Raw genomic sequence first — 21314 nt, 5'->3', positions numbered from 1 at the left:
AGGATTTCACATCACTCTTTATCCACCAGTACAGCATTGGTGATAACAACATTTGCAGTGTACTCGTCCCGCTCGATTACTTCCATTTCCCGAATCTCTATCTTTTTGTGATACATGGGTCCGTCCGTCACAAAGCTTTCGAATTCACCGCCTTCGCCTGCAACATTGAGACCGATCTTCTCGTTGAGCTTGACAAGTTTATCAATGTCCTTCTCCTCGATGATGCGGCCGACCCAGCTCTTGTTCAGGCCGTATGCGGCTACACTGCTGAATATGAACTCAAATCCAATGTCCAGAAGTTGGTGCATCTCTTTTTCCTGGTCGATATGCCAGAGGGGAGAGAATGCCTTTAGTCCCAGTTCGTCGCATACTCTTTCTATCCTCTCGCGCTGATAGTTGGAATACAAAGCACCGGTGACGATTCCTTCTATGCCGAACTCGTTTTTGGCACGAATTATGGCATTCTTCATGTCATCCAGTTCCTTCTCTTTTTCACCCAATGTAAGCTCTTCAATTAATGGCATTCCCATGGCTTCTGCCTGCAGGCGTGCAAGATCAATGTTGGGAGTGTGGAACATGTAGGAGTCCTGATTCTGGCTCTTGATAGTTATAAGGCACTCGATTGCGTAATTCTGCTGCTGCATAATATGCATTGCATAATTGCTGTCTTTACCTGAGCTGAAAAGCACGCCTAATTTGAGGTTTGGCTGGCCGTAGAACTGCTTCAGGTATTCGGTCTTTGTTCTGTAGCCACTTTTCTTTGCAAGTTTGCCAATGGCCTTGTCAAATCGGCTTCCATACTGAGCTGCCTGTTTCCTGCGCTGGCTGACCTGAGCGGGAACCCCGATCTCATCAGCAAGCAGACGCAGTATGAGCTTGTTCTGTTCATCGTTGATCTTGTACTGCGGTGGTATCTTTAGACAATAGTCTACGAATCTCTTATCAAGATATGGAACACGCAACTCAATGTTGTTGTTCATGGAAACAACATCATCGCGGTAGGTGTTCTTCTCGTAAATTTTCAGTACGTCGGCGTAGCAGTCCCGGCTGATGTCTGTTGAACGTTTGTGACGGTCGTAGCCTGCAAATACCTCATCGGCTCCTGACCCTGAGAACATGACTCTGATGTCATCCTCCTTTGCAGCCACGCATGCAGCGTACATGGTCAGTGCCACTCCTACCTTCGGTACATTGGTATCTTCTACAAGAGGGACCACATCTTTCAGGTATGTCTCCACCTCATCCAGTCCTATGCTTTTGACCTTCAGGTCAAGTCCAAGCTCTTCTGCCATCATCCGGGAGTATTCAACGTCAGGTGGAAGTTGTACTTCAGAAAGGCCTGCGGTGTAGCAGGTAAAATCGATTCCCGGTTTTTTCCCCATGAGTTTGCACATATGTGCAATGATGGTAGAGTCCAGTCCACCGGAAAAAAGAATCCCGAACTTCTCATCAGGCATGCGTATGGAAACTGCATTTTCCAGAAGTTCTTTCATGTGTTTTTCTAGTTCCGCAATGCTACCTTCATGTTGAGGTGTTATGAAAAAGAATTCCCGGTTGTACTTTTCTCTACAATCTTTTCCGATATTGTAGGCAAGAATCTCTCTGGGATTGAGTTCTTTGATATCTGTAAATCCTGTTCTTGCAAGTGCCTTCTTTTCAGAGGCGAACGCAAATCCTCCAGAATTGCTATACCAGAGTGGTTTGATACCTACGATATCCCTTGCAAGATACACAGTGTCATCCAGCCAGTAGGCAAACGCATAGACGCCAATGACTTCGCGTAGTATCTGGTCGATGACCTGCATTATGTCAGCTGGGGAGATGGAGTTATTTCCTGCATCAAAGACCTGCTTCTCGATGAGCTTTATCAGTAGATCCGTATCGTTCTCTGCTTCAAGATCGTATTTTTCTGCGAGTTCCTTCCAGTTGTATATCTCGCAGTTAGCAACGATCTTTCCACTATATACGATTGGCTGAAGCACAAAATTGACCATTGAGTGCAGACGATGTCCTAAAGTATTCCTCTTTGAAATCTCAGGATCGAACTCAAGGGAAGTAACATTCTCTGCAAGGTAAATTCCGTTCTCAGTACTAATCCCTATACCATCAAGTCCCCGGTTCTTTGTTATTTCAAGGGCTTGTAAGGTATGTTCCATTGCGTTGTCGTTATTAAAAAAACCTGTAATTGAGCACATAGTTCCAGTTGATAATAGTGTTTTTAGTTCAGAAAAGCGTTCCAGTCTGATAAAGGCTTTGAGTACTTAGTAATAAGTGGCCTTGAAATCCTGGCTCTGTAGAAATCCTTATTTGAACAAAATAAACCTTGAAATACTCATAAGCTTTTCCCCTCTCCCCCAAACCCCCTCACCCCTTTTTTTTTCGTAACAGGAGTCCCTATAGTAAACGTTATTCTATTTTATTTTCATTTAATGTAAAATGAGATGTAACTATTCAGCCTGATAAAAACGCTATCAATAACAATCTTGACAAAAAGTTGAAACGTAAATTTCATTAGGATCATTTATTTTGATTGTTGCTATTGATTGCTTTTTTGATTGTTAGATTGTTAGTGAGCAGACATCTCTATTTCGATGAAATCAGTACCAATAGGCAAATCGTGCCAGGCTGAATAGTTACAATGAGATAAACAAAAAAATAAAAAAAGGATATAAATTGAAAAGTGATATGCTCAGGGTTTGCATTCCAGAGCAATACGTTCTTCCGGCTTTAAGGAGACGTAGAATTTTAGTATATCTTCCGGATTTATATCTACTCCGAGATTATATCCATTTGCTCTGCCTGTCCTTAGAAACCTTTCTTCCTTTTCATGCTTTCTAAGCATCAGAGCTTGAACTTCTTCATCTCTAAGTTTTGACATATCTACTTTCCTGAGAAGACCTATGAGCAAGAAGTTATTTTCAATATGTTCGTAAATGCTTTCTTTATTGTTCTCAACCTTCTTTTCCGGCTCGAACAGGTAGGCGGTCTCACCATTAGAATCCTTGTATGCCAGTGATATTTTCTTGAGTACCAGTTTTCCATTTTCGGATATCAGAATAGTGCGCTCAGTCTTCATTTCATTGCCTCTGTTTGTTTTTTGCAGAATCTAGGTCCACAGATCTTTCATGCAAATCATGAGATTGTATTAGCAATTTACAATCTGTTGTGTTTGTTCTACTATTGCTGGTTTCTCAATTTACTATTTAAATATATCTACACTTTGATATCTAATGAGTATCATCATTATGAGATATTATATTTTTGATGTGTTCGTTTTTACTTAGGTTATACAAAATATGAAATAGAAAGACCTTCAAAAGACTCAGTGAAGACACAGGAACTAAATCATATGTTCAACGAATTAAAGAATACTGTCAGAGTATCGATATTGCCCTTTGTAAGGTGGGTGCCATTATCTCCTAATTCTCTTACTATCATCGGTTTACTCATCAGTATCTGGGCGGCAGTTGCATTTGCGACAGGTGATCTTTTAGGCGGTGCACTGTTGATACTTCTCAGCGGGTTCTTTGACATGATAGACGGTGCTGTTGCAAGGGCAAAAGGCTGCATGACAGCTTTTGGTGCAGTACTTGATTCTGTGTGTGACAGGTATGCTGATGCTATCATTTTTGTGGGTATTATCTATGGAGTTGTAGCAGGCCGTGTTCTACAGACGACTGTCCTTTCAGTTCCCCTATGGCTCTGGGTTGTATTCGCTATAATTGGTTCCTACCTTGTGAGTTATGTACGTTCAAGAGCGGAAGCTGCAGGTGTTGAGTCCATGAATATCGGAGTAGCTGAGAGACCAGAGAGAATGATGATACTTGTGGCAGGCTCTTTGAGTGGTTATCTGGGAGAGTCTATAGTTGCTATAGTAGTTCTTACTCACATAACAATGATTCAGCGTTTGCTCTATGCAAAAAGGTCACTTGAGTAAGAAGATTATATCTGCAATGCAAAGGTTATAATAGCAGACGTTATTATTTATGCCTGAGTTTATCTTATAATAATATAAATCATCAAATGAGAGATGAGGATTCTAAATGCAATATCAAGCAGATGTAACCATTGAACTTAAAAGCGGTATGCTTGACCCTGAAGGTACAACCATCGAAAGGGCACTTGAACACCTGGGATACAAAACCGAGAGTGTGAGAACAGCAAAAAAATATACTATTGATCTTCAGGCAGAGAATATCCATGATGCAAGAGAGACAGTCGAGGAAATGTGCCAGAAACTGATTGCAAATCCTATTATCCATAATTATGCCATATCCTTGAGGGAATTGCAATGAGTATAGGTATTGTACAGTTTGGTGGCAGCAATTGTGACCTTGACGTGTTGCATGTCCTGAAGGATGTTCTCGGAGTTGACGCTGAACTTGTATGGTACAAGGAAGAAAACCTGGAACGTTTTGAAGGAATAGTGATTCCGGGAGGCTTCTCATACGGTGACTACCTCAGAGCAGGTGCCATTGCTGCACGTACTCCTATTATGAATTCGGTCAAGGAACTTGCAGAATCAGGCAAGCCTATAGTAGGTATCTGTAATGGTTTCCAGGTTCTCACAGAATCCGGACTTCTTGAAGGTGCACTTACAACTAACAATTATCCAAAGTTCAGGTGCGAGCCTACTTTCCTGAGAGTCGAGACAACAGATACACCTTTCACTTCAAAATTCAAGAAAGGAGATGTGGTCAGTATTCCTATCGCTCACATGGAAGGTAATTTCTACGCAGATGAATCCACACTTTCAAGTCTTGAAGACAACGGTCAGGTAGCCTTCAGGTACGTGGACAAGGATGGCAAGGTGACCGATGAGGCAAATCCTAACGGTTCACAGGAAAATATTGCAGGTATACTGAGTTCAAAAAAGAATGTACTTGGTATGATGCCACATCCTGAAAGAGCATCCGAGGAAATTCTAGGTTCAAAGGACGGACTGAAAATACTTGAATCAATGGTGGAGTTCATCTCCAACAAATGATTCTTTTCCTCTTTTTCTAGAACATTAACTGTAAATTATTTATAGCAAATATTTATTTTATTTTTTACATTGATTAGTAACAATGTTTAGTAATAAAAATTCGAAGAGTTTTAATATAATCCAAAAGCTACAAACCAATGTTAATAAAAATTTAATTTCATAATATTTGGGTCGGATGTGGTTGGATTATAATGGAAATTAATTCAATTAGCTTTGGCTTTGTATTAATTTATAAAAGGCCGTTAAAATGTCAAAGACAGCAATTTTACTTTTGAGTTTAATCCTTTTTCTATCAATTGTTCTTTCGAGTGGATGTGTAGATAAAACTAAAACTACAATAAATGATGTAAATCTTAGAAATATTCCTGAAATTTTCGATGAAAATGTAATTATTATTCTAGGTGAAAATGCAAATTCAGTAGAATCTGAAGAATCCCTGTCAATTGCGGATAAATTGGAGAACCTTACAGGAAATCGACCCATAATTAAGAAAGTTGCTGAAGCATCTGAGATTGAAAAATCAAGAAATAATTTGATTTTTGTGGGAAATACAAGAACAAATCCTACAATGAAGTATGTTTATGATCTCCATCCTGACCTTTTAACAAGATCAATAAAAACATATTGGGAAGGCACAAACAAAGGCTCCTTATTAATTTATTCAAATCCATGGACAAGTACTCTTTCTCCTTCTGAAAAACATGTGCTTCTAATTTATGGATATGATGAGAATGGCACAAGGTCAGTAGTTGAGACATTTGTTGAAGGAGATTTTTTCGAGAATTTTAGTGGTCGGGGAATTATCACATCATGGAATAATGGTAAAATTTCATGGGACAGAGGTGAAGTGGTAGAAAAAAATCTTGCAGCTTCAAAAGCTCTTCAATATTGGGAGCTAAAAACACAAACATATCCTGAAGCAGGTATTTTTCCACTTAATATCACTGAGAAAAAAGATTATTGGTTAGTTGAGATTGGATCATCTGGATTTAACGATGTCGTTTTTTCAGAAGGTATTGTTTCTGTTTCCAAAGAAAATGGAGACGTAGGAGTGGTTAAGAATGATTTGTAAGAAATATGTAAAATTGAGTGCATCTTTGATGATTATAGCATTTTTTAGTCTGCAAACTGCATTGATTGCTGTGGCTGAAGATGTGAATTCTTCAAATGAAATAGTAACTATTCAGCCTAGCTCACTTCCACCAAGCTGATTTCTTCATCCACGATCAATTCTGCAACTTTGGAACAAATGAATTGCCATAAAATATTGCACTAATTGCATCGATAACAGATTCAGAATTCTTATTAACAGTAGACACGTATCCTCTTATACGGCAGAAATTTTTTGCACCCTGTTTACTGCGGAAAGTACCTGATATCTTCTGCTGTACTTTCGTCATTCTGATATCTCTTTCAGCCTGATTGTTATCAAACGGAACGTTTTGGTCGTACATAAATCGCAAGATATCCTCTTTATGGCCAATAAACCTATCCAGCAAATTCTTTACCGTGGTCTGCTTCTTACGTCCTCGTTTTTTAGACCGCACATTTGATTCCGGATCAGGAGGATTTTCATTCACTCCTAAACAAGTTATGTGATCATAATCCTCACTGAACCTTTGAATTAGCTCAGTATCTAAAAGATCATTATCAACATGATGTTTAATGCATATCAAGAGATCACTCATTATCTTTGTCCACTGTTGATCACTGTTTTCGGAAGCTCCAGTTAACTCTCGTAATAAATGTGCATTACATAATGAATGTTGACATTCATATTTGTTGTACGGTTTCCAAAAATCATGTGTTGCAACACCAGTGTAACCTGGTAATATGCCCATAGCATCCATTGCTTCTGAGCCCCTTTTACGATGTGCAAAATAATAGGTCAGTTTGTCTGTACCTGCCACATGAAGCCAATTACGAACTGCATTTATTCTCATTCCTGTTTCATCCAGATTGATGACAGGAGATTCTTTCAGGAGATGTTTCACTGTATTTTCAAAAGCTCCAAGCTTCTCAAAACAACTACGTTCCGTGTTCACCAAAGTAGCAGGACTTATCTTGCATCCCAAAATATCAGAGAACAACTTGGTAACACGCTGATAAGGAAGTAATTGGTAAGTGTGCAAATAAACTGCAAATGACTTAACTCGATGACCGTATTGAGTCGGCTGAGTTACACCATCTGGAAAAAGAGCTTTGTTTACATGAGAACATTTGGGACATGTTTTAATCTCGCAACGATGTTCAATGCAATTGATAGTTATAGGAGGAATGTCAAAGACCTGTCTTCTTTCATAGTTAGAGGGAACAGAAGCTAACGATCTCCCACAATTGACGCATTGATTAACAGGATGAACAATAACTTCATCCGGATCATCATTTATTCTTAATGTAGTACCAGGATGACCGTTTTGACCACCTACATGCTTATTGGTCTTTTTTCTTTGACTTTTAACGGTTGGTTTATTCCGTGCATAAGAATCAGTAGAAGGTGGTTTGCTACTGTTGCGACTATTCTTTTCAAGCATTTCTTCCAAATGCCTGACACGCTCTTCAAGTTGTGCAATTTGGAGAGATTGATGTTCAATTATCCCAAGTAATCGAGTTACAAGTTCTACTACTGCTTCTGGACCAGCTTCATAAACTGCAAGTATTTCTTCGCGGTCTATACAAATCCCCTCAGATTGATAGACGTTTTTTATGATATTTTACTGAATATTTTTTAACACATAGAATGAAGCCATAGTATATTGTTTTTTGCATCATTAAAACAGTTAGGCTGAATAGTTACATGAAATAATGACTTTATACGATTCTAAACCTGATAAAGTCCAGAATATGTTGTGGTGGGATATTATAGAAAATCAACAAGTTGATGATGAAATCTTTAAAGCATCGTCTGCTGAATATTCAGCAGACTCTACAACCAACCAAAATACTAGAATTTTAATTGATGTTAATTTAGATTTGTTAAATGCTACAAACAAGAAAACAGTAAACGATGATTTAAATCGTTTAGGTGCTTACAATATTGCTTTTTATGAACAGGTCAATTCTATTGGAGCAGATTTTCCAATAAGTAAATTATCTGACCTCTCAGTTCTTGATTATGTTGTAAGCATTCTTGATGCCGATGCTCCAATTTTTGAGCCACAACTTGATAGAAGTATACCGGCAATCCAAGCAGACTATGCTAATTCTTTAGGTTTGACCGGAAAGGGTGTCAGGATAGCAGTTCTCGATACGGGTATTAACCATAGCACCGGTTTAATCAATATTGCTAAAGATGAAGATGGAAAATTAATTCAATACAGTGTTCACGATGAATCTACTGAGGATGATTCAGTAGAGGATTATGATGGGCACGGAACACATGTTGCAGGTATCATAGCTTCACAACCACATATGTGCAATGGAAATTTGATACAAGGCGTCGCACCAGACTCTGAAATAGTTCCCATTAAAGTTCTAGGAGGAGGTTCTGGAACAGAAGATATCGCCAAAGGTATTAATTGGGCAACAGAGCAGGAAGTAGATATAATCAGTATGAGTATTGGTACTGCCTATCCTGATAATTATCCAGGATATTGGGATATTTCACATCCACTTATCACTCAAATGAATAATGTTAGAACCGCAATTGAAAGAGGGGTAATTGTAGTTATTAGTTCTGGAAATTTAGCTGATAATCACAATTCTTCAAGACTTAATAAAGGGCAATCTGTAGTAATTCCATTTTATGCACAAAATGAGATTAAAATATGTTTCTACAAGGAAACTATTGAGGATAAGTTTAGGATTTCTCTCTATGATCCAAACGGAAATTTGAATACATCTTTTGTTTATGATAATGAATTTGATTACTCAGTATATCGGACGTTAAATGTCTCGCCAAATACAGGTACTTGGCAGCTCAATATAACAAGAGACAATTTTGCTACAGGAGATGGAAAATATGAACTTATTATCAATGATTTAGACGGAAAAGGTATAGCTTATATTAACAGGGATTATAGGTCTAATTTGCATTCTATAACAATACCTGGAAATGTGGAACAAGCTATCACTGTAGGAGCTTCTTCTGTTTATGGCCACGGAAACATCGTAGACTTTAGTTCGCGAGGACCTACCAGAAATGGAAATTTAAAGCCAGATATTGTTGCACCGGGTGATTGTATTTTTTCATTGGTACCAGCTTCTGCAAAATATCCAAGTGGCCACGCATATAAATCTGGCACAAGTCAAGCAGCGCCACATGTATCTGGTGCTGCCGCTTTGCTGATTCAGCATTATCGTGAACAATACAATCGCGATTTAAGCCCCGCTGAAATAAAGGCACTTTTGATGGGATCGGCAGTCGACAGAGGTGGTAACATCAGTGAATCCATAGACAATGACTATGGAGCAGGTATACTGAATGTCTATGCAAGTACGCTGTTCACAGTAGCTGATGATGAGGTTGGTGGCCGTTTATTCCCTGACGATGATGATGACTGTAACATCACCGTACCTGAAAATGCTCCTCCATGGCTTAAAAACAAGGGCATGCTTTACTGGTCAGATTCAGATGACGACATTGACTTGTCTCTATTTGATTCTGATAGTAAATTAATATCTTCCAGTGACCTTTTAGTTCCAATAATTACAAGAATGATTTCAGATAATCCCAGTGCTGGTATTTGGAGATACACTATTACTGGAAAATCATATGGTGATTCTGGTTGGGATTTATGGGATGAATCTGAGAAATGGTATTTAGCAACTTCTTATCCATCCAGTGATATCTTTGAAGAAGAAACTGGAAGCATAACAAATGATGACATCAATAACTATTATATTGAGGTTCCAGACAATGCGGAATATATTCGGACACTGATCTATTGGGAGGATGCAAATAACAATCTCGATATAAAGTTGTATGATCCTGATAATAATTTGATAGATAACTCTACTCTGGCTGATGTTTCTGTTGAACAGGTAGGTATACATTCTCCAAATTCTGGAAAATGGAGGCTGGAAATCAACGGTACAAGTGTTGCAAACCCTCAACCATATAGCATACTTTGTAACTATCAACCTGTTGAATGTGAATCTAATTCAGATGTTTCACTGATAATAGATAGCTCTGGAAGTATGGGTTCGAATGATCCTAGTGATTTACGTAAACAGGCTGCAAAGATGTTTATTGATCTGGCATCTGAGGATGATCAATTGGCAGTAATCGATTTTGATGGTTCTGCACGTATTTGGCATTCTTTGTCACTAGTTGGAACATCGAGAGGCAACTTAAAAACTGCTGTTGATAAGGTTGATTCTTCAGGATCAACGGATATTGCTGCAGGTTTATGGCTAGGCTACAATGAATTAAATGGACCAAACGCCAATGACCTAAACGGAAAAGCAGATGTACTTTTAACAGATGGTCAAAGTTCTGTTGACACAAGTTCGATAGTAGCTGCGTATGTGGATAAAGGATGGCCAATTTATTCGATAGGTTTGTCCAGTTCAGCTGCTAAGGATTTGCTAGAAGATATATCTTCAAAGACTGGTGGAGTATACTATGATGCTCCGACAAGCGAGGCATTGCAGGACATCTACTATCAGATCAGAAATTTGGTTATGAACGTTCAGGAATTGGAAAGAGAAAGTGGTAACATTGCTCAGGGTGAATCTAGAGAAGGAACTTTTGATGTTGATAATTCAGTTGATGAGATGGATGTAGGAACAAGCTGGCCGGGAAGTGATCTGGATTTGATATTGTTCTATCCTAACGGTAGTCAGGTATTATTAGACTCTAATTCTCAAAGTGGCACTACGGATTCAGATATAAACTTCGTTTCTTCAAATACGTATGAGATATACAAGCTCAGAAATCCTCCGGCCGGAGTGTGGAAATATAGGATTGATGCAATTGAAGTACAAGGTTCAGAGCCATATACTTTTACAGTTTCTGCAGTGACATCAACAAAACTTTTGGTAACCATGGATGAAACTGAGTATTCAACAGGTGAATTCTGCACGATAACTGCAGATTTCTTTGATGAACAAAAAGGAATCTCTAACGCATCTATTGGTGTGGAAGTAATTTGTCCTGATTTAACATTAGAAACGTTCGATTTGGTGGAAGTAAACGATGGTGCTTATAAAGGTGAATCTCCTGCATTTGAACAACCTGGTTTATATCATATTAGTGTAAAGGCTACCAATGATAATATAAGAAGGCAAAAAACATTTGAAATAGATGCAAAAGAAGTCTTGTGGGCGAACTTTGATGCAGATTGTATGGCTGGTTCTGCTCCTCTGGCTGTAAATTTCAGTGACTTGTCAACTGGGAACCCTACTGCATGTGAATGGGATTTTGGTGACGGGACACCTACATCTGTTGAATGGAATCCTGTCCATGAATACAATGCAGCAGGTAGCTATAATGTTACTTTAAGAGTTTGGGATGCTACAGAATCATGCATATCAACTAAAGAACATTTTATACAAATTTTAGATGCCTCCATCTCATCTATTTCAGTCGAAAAGTTTACAAATGGATATGATGCAGACACTGATGCGCTCCCAAGTATCCCTATTGGAAACGCAGTTGAATGGGTTTATGTCATAAATAACACAGGAGATATTCCTCTTTTCAATATCAAGCTTGAAGATGATGTGGAAGGGGAGATTATGTGTCCATCTGATACATTATTGCCTGGTGAATCAATGCAGTGTTTGTTGAAGGGGACTTCCCAATATGGACATTACGTTAACATAGTATATGTGAGTGGAGAATCGAATGGTATAATTGTGAACAATAGTGACACTGGAGAATACTACGGTTATGATAATAGTGGTGGAGATTACCCGGTTGCAGTTCCTACTGCTCATCCGATCATCACTGCGAGTTTAGTTGGTATCTTTGGAGTTGTTATTTTGCGCAGATCAAGAGAAGAGTAGCCGAAATTACAATATTCAAATGTCGTTTTTTAGACATTTGATTTTTTCATTTTTCTTTATTCATCAAATTGTCTACAGTTTTCCAGGAATGTCTCACAAAAGCAGGTAGTTCTTCATTTTCTTTGTACCATTCTGCAAGGAACAGTTTCGTCTTCGGGTCTGAAGGATAACCACTGCCAAAATCCACTCCGATATCTTTTTTGAGTTCTTCTATCAACTCGTCCCTGCGTACCTTGGCTACGATGGATGCAGCGGAAACAACAGGATATGTGTCATCAGCCTTGTGTTTTGAAATTATGGACAGATTTGCAGCTTTTTCAGGGTGTTTCTTTTGGTACTCTTCAAGAAGTCTTCTCCCAAATCTCTCTTCATTCACATCAGCCGCATCCACATAGGCTTTTTCAGGATGGAGCTGTCCAAGGACTTTTGAAAATGCAATGACCATTATGTCGTTCATACTCATGAGTTTTCGAAGCTCGTCTATCTGTCCGGCTTCTATTTCAAAGACAAAGACCTTTTCTGAGTATTTTTCTATCTGTCCGGCAAGCTGGGGTCTTTTTTTAAGACTTATCTTTTTTGAGTCTGCAACACCAAGATTCCTCAATGTGTTTGTTTTGTCCTCATCCAGCAGTACTCCTCCAACACACATAGGTCCTATGACCGGTCCTTTCCCTGCTTCATCTATTCCAGCTATCTTCATGATATCTTCCTGAGATCCACTATCGATATCAATGCCGGTAATCATAAAAAAGTATTTGCCATAGGTTCAAATGAACAATGTAAATATTGTATACCCTATGGCTATCATAATTGTGGAGTGCTTAAGTCCTGATAGTACACTGCCTTCTCCCATTGCACCTGCCATAAGTCCTGAACTGAGTCCCTGGAGTATGGATGCATGTTTGAAAAGGCGTGTGTAGTATTCAAGATCAAAGTTTCCAAGGAATCCTCCTGCCTCTGAACCGGACGCTGCCATTTGTTGTCCTGCTTCTGCCATTTCTGTCAGGAATGTAGTGGAGATGACGTATATGACACCAACGAAGACCATGAACGATATGTAAATAATGACTATATAGATCATCATGCTCATGGTACGCTCTCTTTTCATTTCCTGTTCAGAGGACGCATCTCTTGCAGCTACTAAAAGCACTTCTCCAATGTCACCACTGGACTCGTTAGCTTTGGTTATGAGTGACAGGGATCTTGTGATTACCTGCGTTCTCAAACGGTTTGCAAATCTGATGAGTCCATCGTTGATCTCAAGTCCCCAGAAAATATCATGCCATATTTTTTTTATTTCCCTGCTTAATGAGTCAGTGTCTGACTTTGCCATGAGCCTGACGGCATCTCTGAGGGTCATACCCGTTTCGTTGGTGCTGGCCAGTTTCTTAAGAAAATCTGGAAAACCATTCTCAAGCTTCTTCTTCCTTCTGGCCTTCAGTTCATGGAATATTGAAAGTGGTATTATGACCAGGAATAATGCAAGAACTAATTTATCATCAATAAAGTCAACAAGCACTATAGGATTACGAAGACTATTCATATTCATGAACAGTGGCACAAGAACAACAAGCAAGGCAAGTGGTATTGTCACCGCGAGTGTTGCCAAAGGATTATGAAACATCGGTGCAAGTGGATTTTTCAATAGGTTCTTCAATGCCAGTGATTTTTTAGACTTAATGAATCCTTCAAAGTAGCTTCTTTCACGGACCTTTTCTTCTGTTTCATCAATGAGTTCTTCGTTCTCATCAAACATCTGCTCGAGATCTTTTGGAATATTTGGTATTCCATGGTCAAGTGTCTCATTGGTTGGAAGCAGCTTTGGTTCGCCCAATTCTGTAGGTGTGATAATACTGATCATCACTACAAACATCAACGAACCAACAGGAAGGACCGCATAAATGATGGCGGATACCATTGTTGTTGTTCCTGATCCCATAACTGCCATCATGACACCCATGATGATAATAAAAAGAGGACCAGCTACAAACGCAGTAACATATGATTCGGCCAGAAGTCCAAGTGTTTCAAGGAATCCTTTCTGGTCAACTTCTGCTTTTATAAGATATTGTTCTGATTTATCGCGGAAGTAATTTGGAATATTACCACCACTGTCGATAACTGTCAGTAGATTGTATATAAGGTCCTGGAATCTGTCAGATGGCGTGATCTCGGAAGCATTGGAAAGTGCTGTTCTAAGATCATGACCGAAATAATCCATGTCCCTGACAATAGAGTCTACTTCCTTTGATACTTCACCATATGTATCTTCTGAGTTTGCAATGGCCCTGAAGATATCAATGATATTCATTCCTCCCTTGCTAAGTGCATACATAAAAGTAACAGCATAGGGAAGTTGCATGTCTATCTTTCCTTTTCTTTCACTTGCCTGGAATCCGGGGAATATCATGAAAAGAGCATAGACCAGCCCGCTCATTCCTATCATGAAAACGATGGTTATGAGGAAGCCAAGGAATATTTCCTTATATTCAAGAAGTGCGGCCAGCCCGGGGCTGAAAGTAAGGTTTGTTATTTGATCTGGTAAACCTACCAGTACAATAGCTGTATATGTAAGGAAGAGGCCAATAATAGCACCAACTATTCCTGCAACAATAGAATAGAAAATGGCATTTGATATATACATCTCATGTGAGATGGGTATACGTGCCTGATTCAACTGTTTTTGAAGGTTCCGATAATTTGCTCTTTTGGCTTTAATTTTATCCCCTATCAGTACAAAGGGAATCCTTTTTAGTATATGGAAATAGGCAGTCGTTTTTATTATATAATGATCAACATCAAACTTCTTTTTAAGTTTTTTGGATTTTGTTTTCTGACCGACATCCATATTTTTATTTACTGGATCCTGAAGTTCTGGTGACTCTGCTGAAATGGTGTCAAACTGCAACTTTTTGCTCATCTCATCTGAAGTTTTTTTAATTCCTGTCAAAGTATCACACCAGTAATTATGCCAGTTTCAATTTCTTCAGTATTTTTTCCGGTGTTGACTGGTAAGCGTTAATAATGTCCGAAATTTCCTGGAAGTCAGTAATATTATTATTTACCATGTACTCCAGGACCATCTGGCGATAATGTAATTCCTGATTAACCTTATCCTGTCCCCAACCACGCCTCATTTTTATGTCGAAAAGGGCTTTTGATTCACCTGTACGGATGAACCTATCGGATTCGGAATCCCATACGAAGATATCATTTGTCCTGATATTCCTTGTATTCGGATCGATATCAACGATCTCTACCAGCTTGATATTTCTCCTGACACGTTTACCTTTGGTATATGTCTGGGATTGTATGCTCATGATATCAAGTGCCTGTATCATGGTACGTGGAACACTGATAGGTGGATTTTCCAGTCTGTGAATTGCAGATGCTACTGAGTCAGCGTGCATGGTTGAGAATGTTGTGTGTCCGGTGGACATTGCCTGGAAAAGAGTGAGAGCTTCCTTACCTCTGACTTCACCCACAAGCAGGAATTCCGGTCTCTGTCTTAGTGCAGCCTTCAGCAGGTCATACATGTCGACAGCTCCTCTTTCATCTGCTGTGAATGAATCTCTTGTAATACTTGGTATCCAGTTTGGATGAGGCAGTTTGAGTTCTCTTGTATCTTCAAGGGTAATTACTTTGGCTTTTTCAGGAATGAACAATGAAACAGCATTAAGAGAAGAAGTCTTTCCAGACGCAGTACCTCCTGCATAGATCAAACTCTTATTGTTCTCGATACACAACCACAGGTAAGCCATTGATTCTGATGAAAAGGTGCCCCATTTGACAAGGTCAACAGGAGTGATAGGTGTGTCACTGAATTTACGGATAGTAAAAGTACTACCATGTGCAGTTACACTTGTCCCAAGTGTCATTTGTATCCTTGACCCGTCCGGCATGGTTGCATCGATCATCGGTTCTGCAACAGAGATATGTTTCCCACTTCTCTGCGCCATCTGTATGATGAAAGAGTTGAGTGCATCTTCTTCATAAACAACATTTGTTGGAATGTTCTGATGTGCTCTGTGATATAGAAAAATAGGTACGTCATGGCCGTTACCTGACACATCTTCTATGGAATCATCTTTCATCAGGGCATCTATCTTGCCGAATCTGACAAAGTCTCTTTTTATGTAGTACGAGATCTTTTCAAGCATCGGGGGTGTGATCTCTATTGTGTAATCCTGTATGATCGACCTGATCTTTGATTCAAGAACATTTTCCTTGTTTTGATCATCTTCATCGATCTCTTCAACAAGTAGTACATCTCGCAGTCGGTCCTTTATTTCAAGAAGGAAAGTATGTTCAAATTCAGTAAGTTCCGGCTCAACTATATAATAAAGATGATTGTTTTTGTCTTCATTGTACAATATAACAATGAAAGCATATGGTTCATTTACCCAATAACGTTCGATTTCCTGATAATCTTCAATACCTTTGAATTCTGTAATAGGTCCATGTATTTCAGAGTCATAAGGCTCTACTTCTATTTCCGTTCTTTTGAAAAGGCTTTTTATTTTACCAACAAAGTTTAGTTTAGCTGCTTCTTCGCCTTCTTCTTCATTGTCCTCAGCAACGTCAGGAGTTATCTCATCTGCTTCTTCTAAGGTTATATCTGCTTTTTCTTCTTCAGTAGAAGTAGTAATTATTTCCTTTTCTTTAGTTAAAGGCTCTGGAATTTTGTCTTCCACTTCCTCAAATGATATCAGATTGTCTTTTTTAACACCGGGTTTTGTACTTTTTTGAGGTCCAAAGTTAGGTGATCTTGGAAGTAATATTCCAATTTCTTCGTCTCCTATATCTTCGCTTTTTACATCGTCTTCAATCGATGAACCCTGGTCTTGATCACCTTTTTCAGAATCCGGATTGTTTTCTTTTTTCTCAAGGATGTGTGCAAAATCCTTTTCGAATTTCTCTTCCGATTCTTTTATTTTTGAGATCTCTTTTAGAATATCCACACTATCAATTTCCTCATCGGATGCTTCATTATCATGCAATTCGTCATCCTGAATAGCATCAACTTTATCCCCGTTTTCTTTTGCTGCTGGGTCTTCATTTTGCGGCATTTTATTATCTGATGTTTCCTCTGGATTGTCAGTTTTATTGCCATTTTCAGAATGATTTTTTTCAGGAATGTTTAATTGGGCATCAGTCATTTTTTCACCATTTGATGCATGAATTAGATTATTATGAAATAATAAGGGATTTATCATTTAGATAAATATTGAATTTATATTATACTAATAATGGTTGTTAAGGGTATTGACCAGGCGCATGTTTTTACTTATAACTCCGATCTGGTACTTTGTGTTTCCTTTGTTATTTTATATTAAACTACGTATATATGTACATTGATATAAGCTTAATGTCCATAGATATTATTATAAAAGCATAATTATATTCATTGTTTTAACATGCATGTACAAATCTATTAGATTTCATGAGTTTTAATGTACATGGCATTGGTTCCCGATTTAGAGGTACTAACAATACTAATACTAACATTGCAAAGCTTGCAGGTATGCTATGGAAAGAAATAGTATTTGGTGGCCATCTGTTTGCCACAGGTTCTGTTTCTGTAATAATGGCATGTGCCACGATTTTTATGATTCCTATAAGCTGGGATATTTTGTTTGTTTCTTATCTATTGTTCTATGCAATCTATTTATATGACTATTCAGCAGGTGCATCTTCAGATGAATTAACAAATGAGGATCGAGCCCGGTATCTTCAATGCAAGAACAAAAGCAAATTCATAGTTACCATAGTATCTGTTATTCTGTTTCTGGTTCTTTTCACATTTACAAATGCAGTTACAATTCTTATTGGTCTGAACATTCTGATATTCGGTCTTCTTTATGGCAGTTACTTCAAGAAACTGACAAAAAAGATACCTGCTTTCAAGAATATTTTTGTTTCTCTGGTCTGGTCTTTCATGGCACTTTTTTTGTTTGTCTATTATTCTCTGCCCATAACATATGGCGCATTGATGCTTGCACTTTTTGTTTTCATAAGGATGATGAACATACAGATCCTCTTTGATGTAAGGGATGTGGAGGGTGATATTGCAGATGGTCTTTTGACGATTCCTGCTTTGTTTGGGGAAAGGGCCTATACTTCCATTTTGCGTTTGATCAATTTCGTATCGATCGTTTTTGTCCTTGTATGCGTAATTCTGGGCTTGCTTCCGTTCTTTACACTGGCCATCATGCCCATGTTCTACTATGCTGTCACTTATATTGATAGAGTAATGGAATCAAAGAAAAATTATTCATCCTATGTCTTTGCAGCGTGTGAACCCATTATGTGGGCAGTGCTTATCTTTGCAGGACGGTCAATTTCTATGTTCAATATCATGGCCTGAGGAATATTTTTGATTTCGGCGTCGTTACTGCTGTAATCTGCATTTAAACAAAACCATTAAATGTAAAGCTGGATATGTTCTGCTAGATTATAGCTAGAAGTAACCAGGGAAGGAAAGAGGAAAACCCGATGCCGATCATAACCTTACCATATAATGACCTTGAAGAATTGACAGGAACAGATAAGGATACTATAATTAAGCGCGTGCCTATGATAGGTGCAGATATCGAGCGCATAGAAGAAGAATCTATAGATATTGAGTTCTTCCCTGACCGTCCGGACCTTTATAGTGTTGAAGGTGTTGCACGTGCAATGCGCGGTTTTCTGGACATTGAAACCGGTTTTTGTGAATATGAGGTAAAGCCATACACTGTTGAGATCACAAAAGACAAGGACATTGATTCTGTCCGCCCTATATTTGGCTGTGCTATTGTCAGGGGTGTTAATTTCAGTTCCAGTGCCATAAAGACTCTTATGGACCTTCAGGAGTCCCTTCACTGGGGACTTGGACGTGACCGTAAAAAGGTGTCTATAGGTGTACATGACCTTTCAAAAGTTCAGGCTCCTTTCCGCTATGTTGCAGCAGACCCTGAGTTCAGCTTTGTTCCTCTTGACTTCACAGAACCAATGTCAATGAAGGAAATACTTGAGAAGCATCCAAAAGGCACACGTTTTGCACATATACTTGATGATTTTGATAAGTATCCTCTGATACTTGATGCCAATGATAATGTTCTTTCTTTCCCGCCGATCATTAATGGTACTCTCACAATGGTCACTGAACAGACCACAGATCTTCTGGTCGATGTTACCGGTTTGAGCAACGAGGTTTATACTGCACTCAATATTGTGACAACTGCACTTGCAGAGCGTGGTGGCCAGATCGAGTACGTGAAAGTGGTAAATGCCGATGGCACAGAATCCATTCCGCTGGACCTTAGTCCTGCTAAAAAGGTACTAAGCAGGTCCGAGATAGATGGGCTCATTGGTATGGAACTTCCTGTTGCTGAGATAATAAAACAGCTTAACAGAATGGGATTTGGTGCAAAGGAACTTGAAAATGATTGTATTGAGGTCATGATTCCCCGTTACCGTGCTGATATTCTGGATAATTCTGACATCATTGAAGATATCGCAGTAGGATATGGTTTTGAGAAGATACCTGCAGTATTTCCAATGAATGCCACAGTGGGCAAATCTCACAGCATATCTGACATAAGTTCTGATATGCGTGAAATAATGACCGGGCTTGGCTATTTACAGGTAATGCCGTTCACTCTTACAAGCGAGAAGGTTCACTTCGAATGGATGTGCAGGGAAAAGACGGATGATGTCACATACGTCCTACATCCAATAAGTGAGGACCAGACCATGGTCAGAACGACCATATTGCCAAACCTGCTCGAAATTCTTTCCATGAACCAGCACAGAGAACTGCCACAACGTATTTTTGAAGCTGGTGATGTTGTGATCAATGGTAATAATGGTCTGCATCTTGCAGCTGTTTCCATTAGTCCTCAGGCAAATTTTACGGAAATAAGGGAACTTGTGGATGCCCTGATGCGTGAACGTCTTGTGGAATATGAAATTACTGAATCAGATGACCCTGCTTTCATGGAAGGCAGGAGGGCTGATATAATCGTTAATGGTAAAAAGATAGGTGTCATGGGAGAACTGTTCCCACAGGTAATAGTCAACTTTGGCCTTGGACAACCTATTGTAGGATTTGAGATCGATCTGATAGACCAGTAGGTCTGTCATTTTCTTTTTTATTTGTAACTATTCAGCCTGGCACGATTTGCCTATTGGTACTGATTTCATCGAAATAGAGATGTCTGCTCACTAACAATCTAACAATCAAAAAAGCAATCAATAGCAACAATCAAAATAAATGATCCTAATGAAATTTACGTTTCAACTTTTTGTCAAGATTGTTATTGATAGCGTTTTTATCAGGCTGAATAGTTACATTTATTTTTATATAAAATCACTGTTCGAATATTCCAATATGATATACTATCCGTTCAATTCATTGTTCACAGTGTAGTATCAACAAAGCTAGCTATCTGCTCTCGCAGTATAACTAAAAAATAGATCAGAACGGGCCCGCCGCGATTCGAACACGAGTCGATGGGTATCTCCGGACCAATAGGTCACATCGAAGCCCATCAGGATATCCTGGCTACCCTACGAGCCCATAAGGCAACTACTGATTGCTGTAGCCTGTATTAAAGGTTTCTATAATATAAGTCCTGATATAATTTTGAGTGCTATTATCAGGAGCACGACTCCAAACGTCTTTTGAAGTGTTTCTGCCTTTATTTTACCGTGCATTACGTGAGAACCTAACTGTGCTCCTAAAAATGATGCCATCACTACAGACACCACCATGTATGGGTCAGGATTCCAGGAAGATACATGCGCCATAAATGCTGACAGGGATGTAAAAAGTACTATAAATCCGGAACTTGCTGCAGCTCGCTTTATAGTAAATCCAAATATCAGTAGTAAGGGTACGATAAATGTGCCACCACCAATTCCAAGCATACCTGATATGATTCCTATAATCAATCCGCAGATGCCTATTAGCGCATATCTTTTTTCCCCGCTAATATGTTTTCCGTGGTACACGTTTTGAATTCTGGAAAAGATCATCTCTTCCCCAACGATCAGCATAAGCAGTGCAAACATAAAAAGCAGTAGATTTACAGGTATTATTATTGTGAAATATGCTCCAATCAGTGCTCCTATCATTGTGACAACTATGAAAGGTATTGTTATTTTGAAATCAACCATCTGTTTTCTAATGTATGTGATGGCTGCAGAACCTGAGGTGATTGTGTTAAGAAGCAGTGCAATGGTGACAGATGAGATAAAATCTCCACTTAGCCAGTAAAAGAAAGGCACGTAGAATATGGCTCCACCAAGTCCGATCATTGAAAAAAGTGCAGATGCACAAAAGACTATAAGAAAAAGAACTATGTTTTCCATTAGCAACTATCCGTAAAGG

The 21314-nt window shown here is 38.8% G+C and carries 14 protein-coding genes and 1 tRNA gene; 7 read left to right on the top strand and 8 right to left on the bottom strand.

Annotation, left to right across the window (positions count from 1 at the left end):
* Positions 1-11: 11 nt before the first annotated feature.
* Both WN948_RS01265 and WN948_RS01260 read right to left on the bottom strand, forming a co-directional pair.
* Positions 12-2195 (bottom strand): diphthine--ammonia ligase, encoded by a 2184-nt coding sequence (locus WN948_RS01265; RefSeq protein WP_342305159.1) that lies wholly within the window; start codon positions 2193-2195, stop codon positions 12-14.
* Between the two features lie 494 nt (positions 2196-2689).
* Positions 2690-3076, bottom strand: coding sequence for a hypothetical protein (locus tag WN948_RS01260; RefSeq protein ID WP_342305158.1), 387 nt, complete (start codon positions 3074-3076; stop codon positions 2690-2692).
* Positions 3077-3349: 273 nt separating this feature from the next.
* Here WN948_RS01260 and WN948_RS01255 point away from each other — a divergent pair, with 273 nt between their 5' ends.
* The 4 genes from WN948_RS01255 (at position 3350) to WN948_RS01240 (ending at position 6059) form a co-directional block, all read left to right on the top strand.
* Complete coding sequence (locus WN948_RS01255) at positions 3350-3937, top strand: CDP-alcohol phosphatidyltransferase family protein (protein WP_342305157.1); 588 nt, start codon at positions 3350-3352, stop codon at positions 3935-3937.
* A gap of 106 nt (positions 3938-4043) precedes the next feature.
* Positions 4044-4295 carry a phosphoribosylformylglycinamidine synthase subunit PurS gene (purS, locus tag WN948_RS01250; protein ID WP_342305156.1) on the top strand — a complete coding sequence of 84 codons (252 nt, stop codon included), beginning with the start codon at positions 4044-4046 and terminating at the stop codon, positions 4293-4295.
* Positions 4292-4987: a phosphoribosylformylglycinamidine synthase subunit PurQ gene (gene purQ, locus WN948_RS01245; protein ID WP_342305155.1), complete on the top strand. Its 696-nt coding sequence runs from the start codon at positions 4292-4294 to the stop codon at positions 4985-4987. Before purS ends, purQ begins: the two co-directional genes overlap by 4 nt.
* Before the next feature lie 247 nt (positions 4988-5234).
* Entirely contained in the window at positions 5235-6059 is an 825-nt protein-coding gene (locus WN948_RS01240) for a hypothetical protein (RefSeq protein ID WP_342305154.1), read from the top strand.
* Positions 6060-6213: 154 nt separating this feature from the next.
* Here WN948_RS01240 and WN948_RS01235 read toward each other — a convergent pair whose 3' ends face one another.
* Positions 6214-7668, bottom strand: a complete 1455-nt coding sequence (locus WN948_RS01235) for an IS66 family transposase (protein ID WP_342306514.1) — start codon at positions 7666-7668, stop codon at positions 6214-6216.
* A 124-nt stretch (positions 7669-7792) separates the two neighbouring features.
* Between WN948_RS01235 and WN948_RS01230 the strand changes: the two genes are divergently transcribed.
* A complete protein-coding gene (locus WN948_RS01230; protein ID WP_342305153.1) occupies positions 7793-11938 on the top strand; it encodes a S8 family serine peptidase in 4146 nt (1381 codons plus the stop codon).
* Between the two features lie 46 nt (positions 11939-11984).
* Here WN948_RS01230 and rnhB read toward each other — a convergent pair whose 3' ends face one another.
* From rnhB to WN948_RS01215, 3 genes are all read right to left on the bottom strand, one after another.
* Positions 11985-12638 (bottom strand): ribonuclease HII, encoded by a 654-nt coding sequence (rnhB, locus tag WN948_RS01225; RefSeq protein WP_342306513.1) that lies wholly within the window; start codon positions 12636-12638, stop codon positions 11985-11987.
* Between the two features lie 66 nt (positions 12639-12704).
* Complete coding sequence (locus tag WN948_RS01220; protein ID WP_342305152.1) at positions 12705-14888, bottom strand: type II secretion system F family protein; 2184 nt, start codon at positions 14886-14888, stop codon at positions 12705-12707.
* Positions 14889-14904: 16 nt separating this feature from the next.
* Positions 14905-17097: an ATPase, T2SS/T4P/T4SS family gene (locus WN948_RS01215; protein ID WP_342305151.1), complete on the bottom strand. Its 2193-nt coding sequence runs from the start codon at positions 17095-17097 to the stop codon at positions 14905-14907.
* Positions 17098-17381: 284 nt separating this feature from the next.
* Between WN948_RS01215 and WN948_RS01210 the strand changes: the two genes are divergently transcribed.
* Together WN948_RS01210 and pheT are read left to right on the top strand one after the other, a co-directional pair.
* Positions 17382-18305: a UbiA family prenyltransferase gene (locus WN948_RS01210; protein WP_342305150.1), complete on the top strand. Its 924-nt coding sequence runs from the start codon at positions 17382-17384 to the stop codon at positions 18303-18305.
* A 128-nt stretch (positions 18306-18433) separates the two neighbouring features.
* A complete protein-coding gene (gene pheT, locus WN948_RS01205) occupies positions 18434-20056 on the top strand; it encodes a phenylalanine--tRNA ligase subunit beta (protein WP_342305149.1) in 1623 nt (540 codons plus the stop codon).
* Between the two features lie 349 nt (positions 20057-20405).
* Here the strand turns inward: pheT and WN948_RS01200 are convergent.
* A tRNA-Arg gene (locus WN948_RS01200) sits at positions 20406-20501 on the bottom strand.
* Positions 20502-20542: 41 nt separating this feature from the next.
* On the bottom strand, positions 20543-21295 hold the full coding sequence (locus WN948_RS01195; protein ID WP_342305148.1) for a sulfite exporter TauE/SafE family protein: 753 nt from the start codon (positions 21293-21295) through the stop codon (positions 20543-20545).
* Positions 21296-21314 lie beyond the last annotated feature (19 nt).

It is taken from the genome of Methanolobus sp. ZRKC5 (assembly GCF_038446525.1).
Classification (GTDB): Archaea; Halobacteriota; Methanosarcinia; order Methanosarcinales; family Methanosarcinaceae; genus Methanolobus.
This window is presented reverse-complemented; position numbering and strand designations above follow the sequence as displayed.

Bases quoted from the DNA above. Each gene is read 5' to 3' on its own strand.
- WN948_RS01240 (WP_342305154.1), top strand. From the start codon at position 5,235: ATGTCAAAGACAGCAATTTTACTTTTGAGTTTAATCCTTTTTCTATCA.
- WN948_RS01195 (WP_342305148.1), bottom strand. From the start codon at position 21,295: ATGGAAAACATAGTTCTTTTTCTTATAGTCTTTTGTGCATCTGCACTT.
- WN948_RS01215 (WP_342305151.1), bottom strand. From the start codon at position 17,097: ATGACTGATGCCCAATTAAACATTCCTGAAAAAAATCATTCTGAAAAT.
- WN948_RS01210 (WP_342305150.1), top strand. From the start codon at position 17,382: ATGAGTTTTAATGTACATGGCATTGGTTCCCGATTTAGAGGTACTAAC.
- WN948_RS01255 (WP_342305157.1), top strand. From the start codon at position 3,350: ATGTTCAACGAATTAAAGAATACTGTCAGAGTATCGATATTGCCCTTT.
- WN948_RS01230 (WP_342305153.1), top strand. From the start codon at position 7,793: ATGACTTTATACGATTCTAAACCTGATAAAGTCCAGAATATGTTGTGG.
- WN948_RS01265 (WP_342305159.1), bottom strand. From the start codon at position 2,195: ATGTGCTCAATTACAGGTTTTTTTAATAACGACAACGCAATGGAACAT.
- rnhB (WP_342306513.1), bottom strand. From the start codon at position 12,638: ATGAAGATAGCTGGAATAGATGAAGCAGGGAAAGGACCGGTCATAGGA.
- purS (WP_342305156.1), top strand. From the start codon at position 4,044: ATGCAATATCAAGCAGATGTAACCATTGAACTTAAAAGCGGTATGCTT.
- pheT (WP_342305149.1), top strand. From the start codon at position 18,434: ATGCCGATCATAACCTTACCATATAATGACCTTGAAGAATTGACAGGA.
- WN948_RS01260 (WP_342305158.1), bottom strand. From the start codon at position 3,076: ATGAAGACTGAGCGCACTATTCTGATATCCGAAAATGGAAAACTGGTA.
- purQ (WP_342305155.1), top strand. From the start codon at position 4,292: ATGAGTATAGGTATTGTACAGTTTGGTGGCAGCAATTGTGACCTTGAC.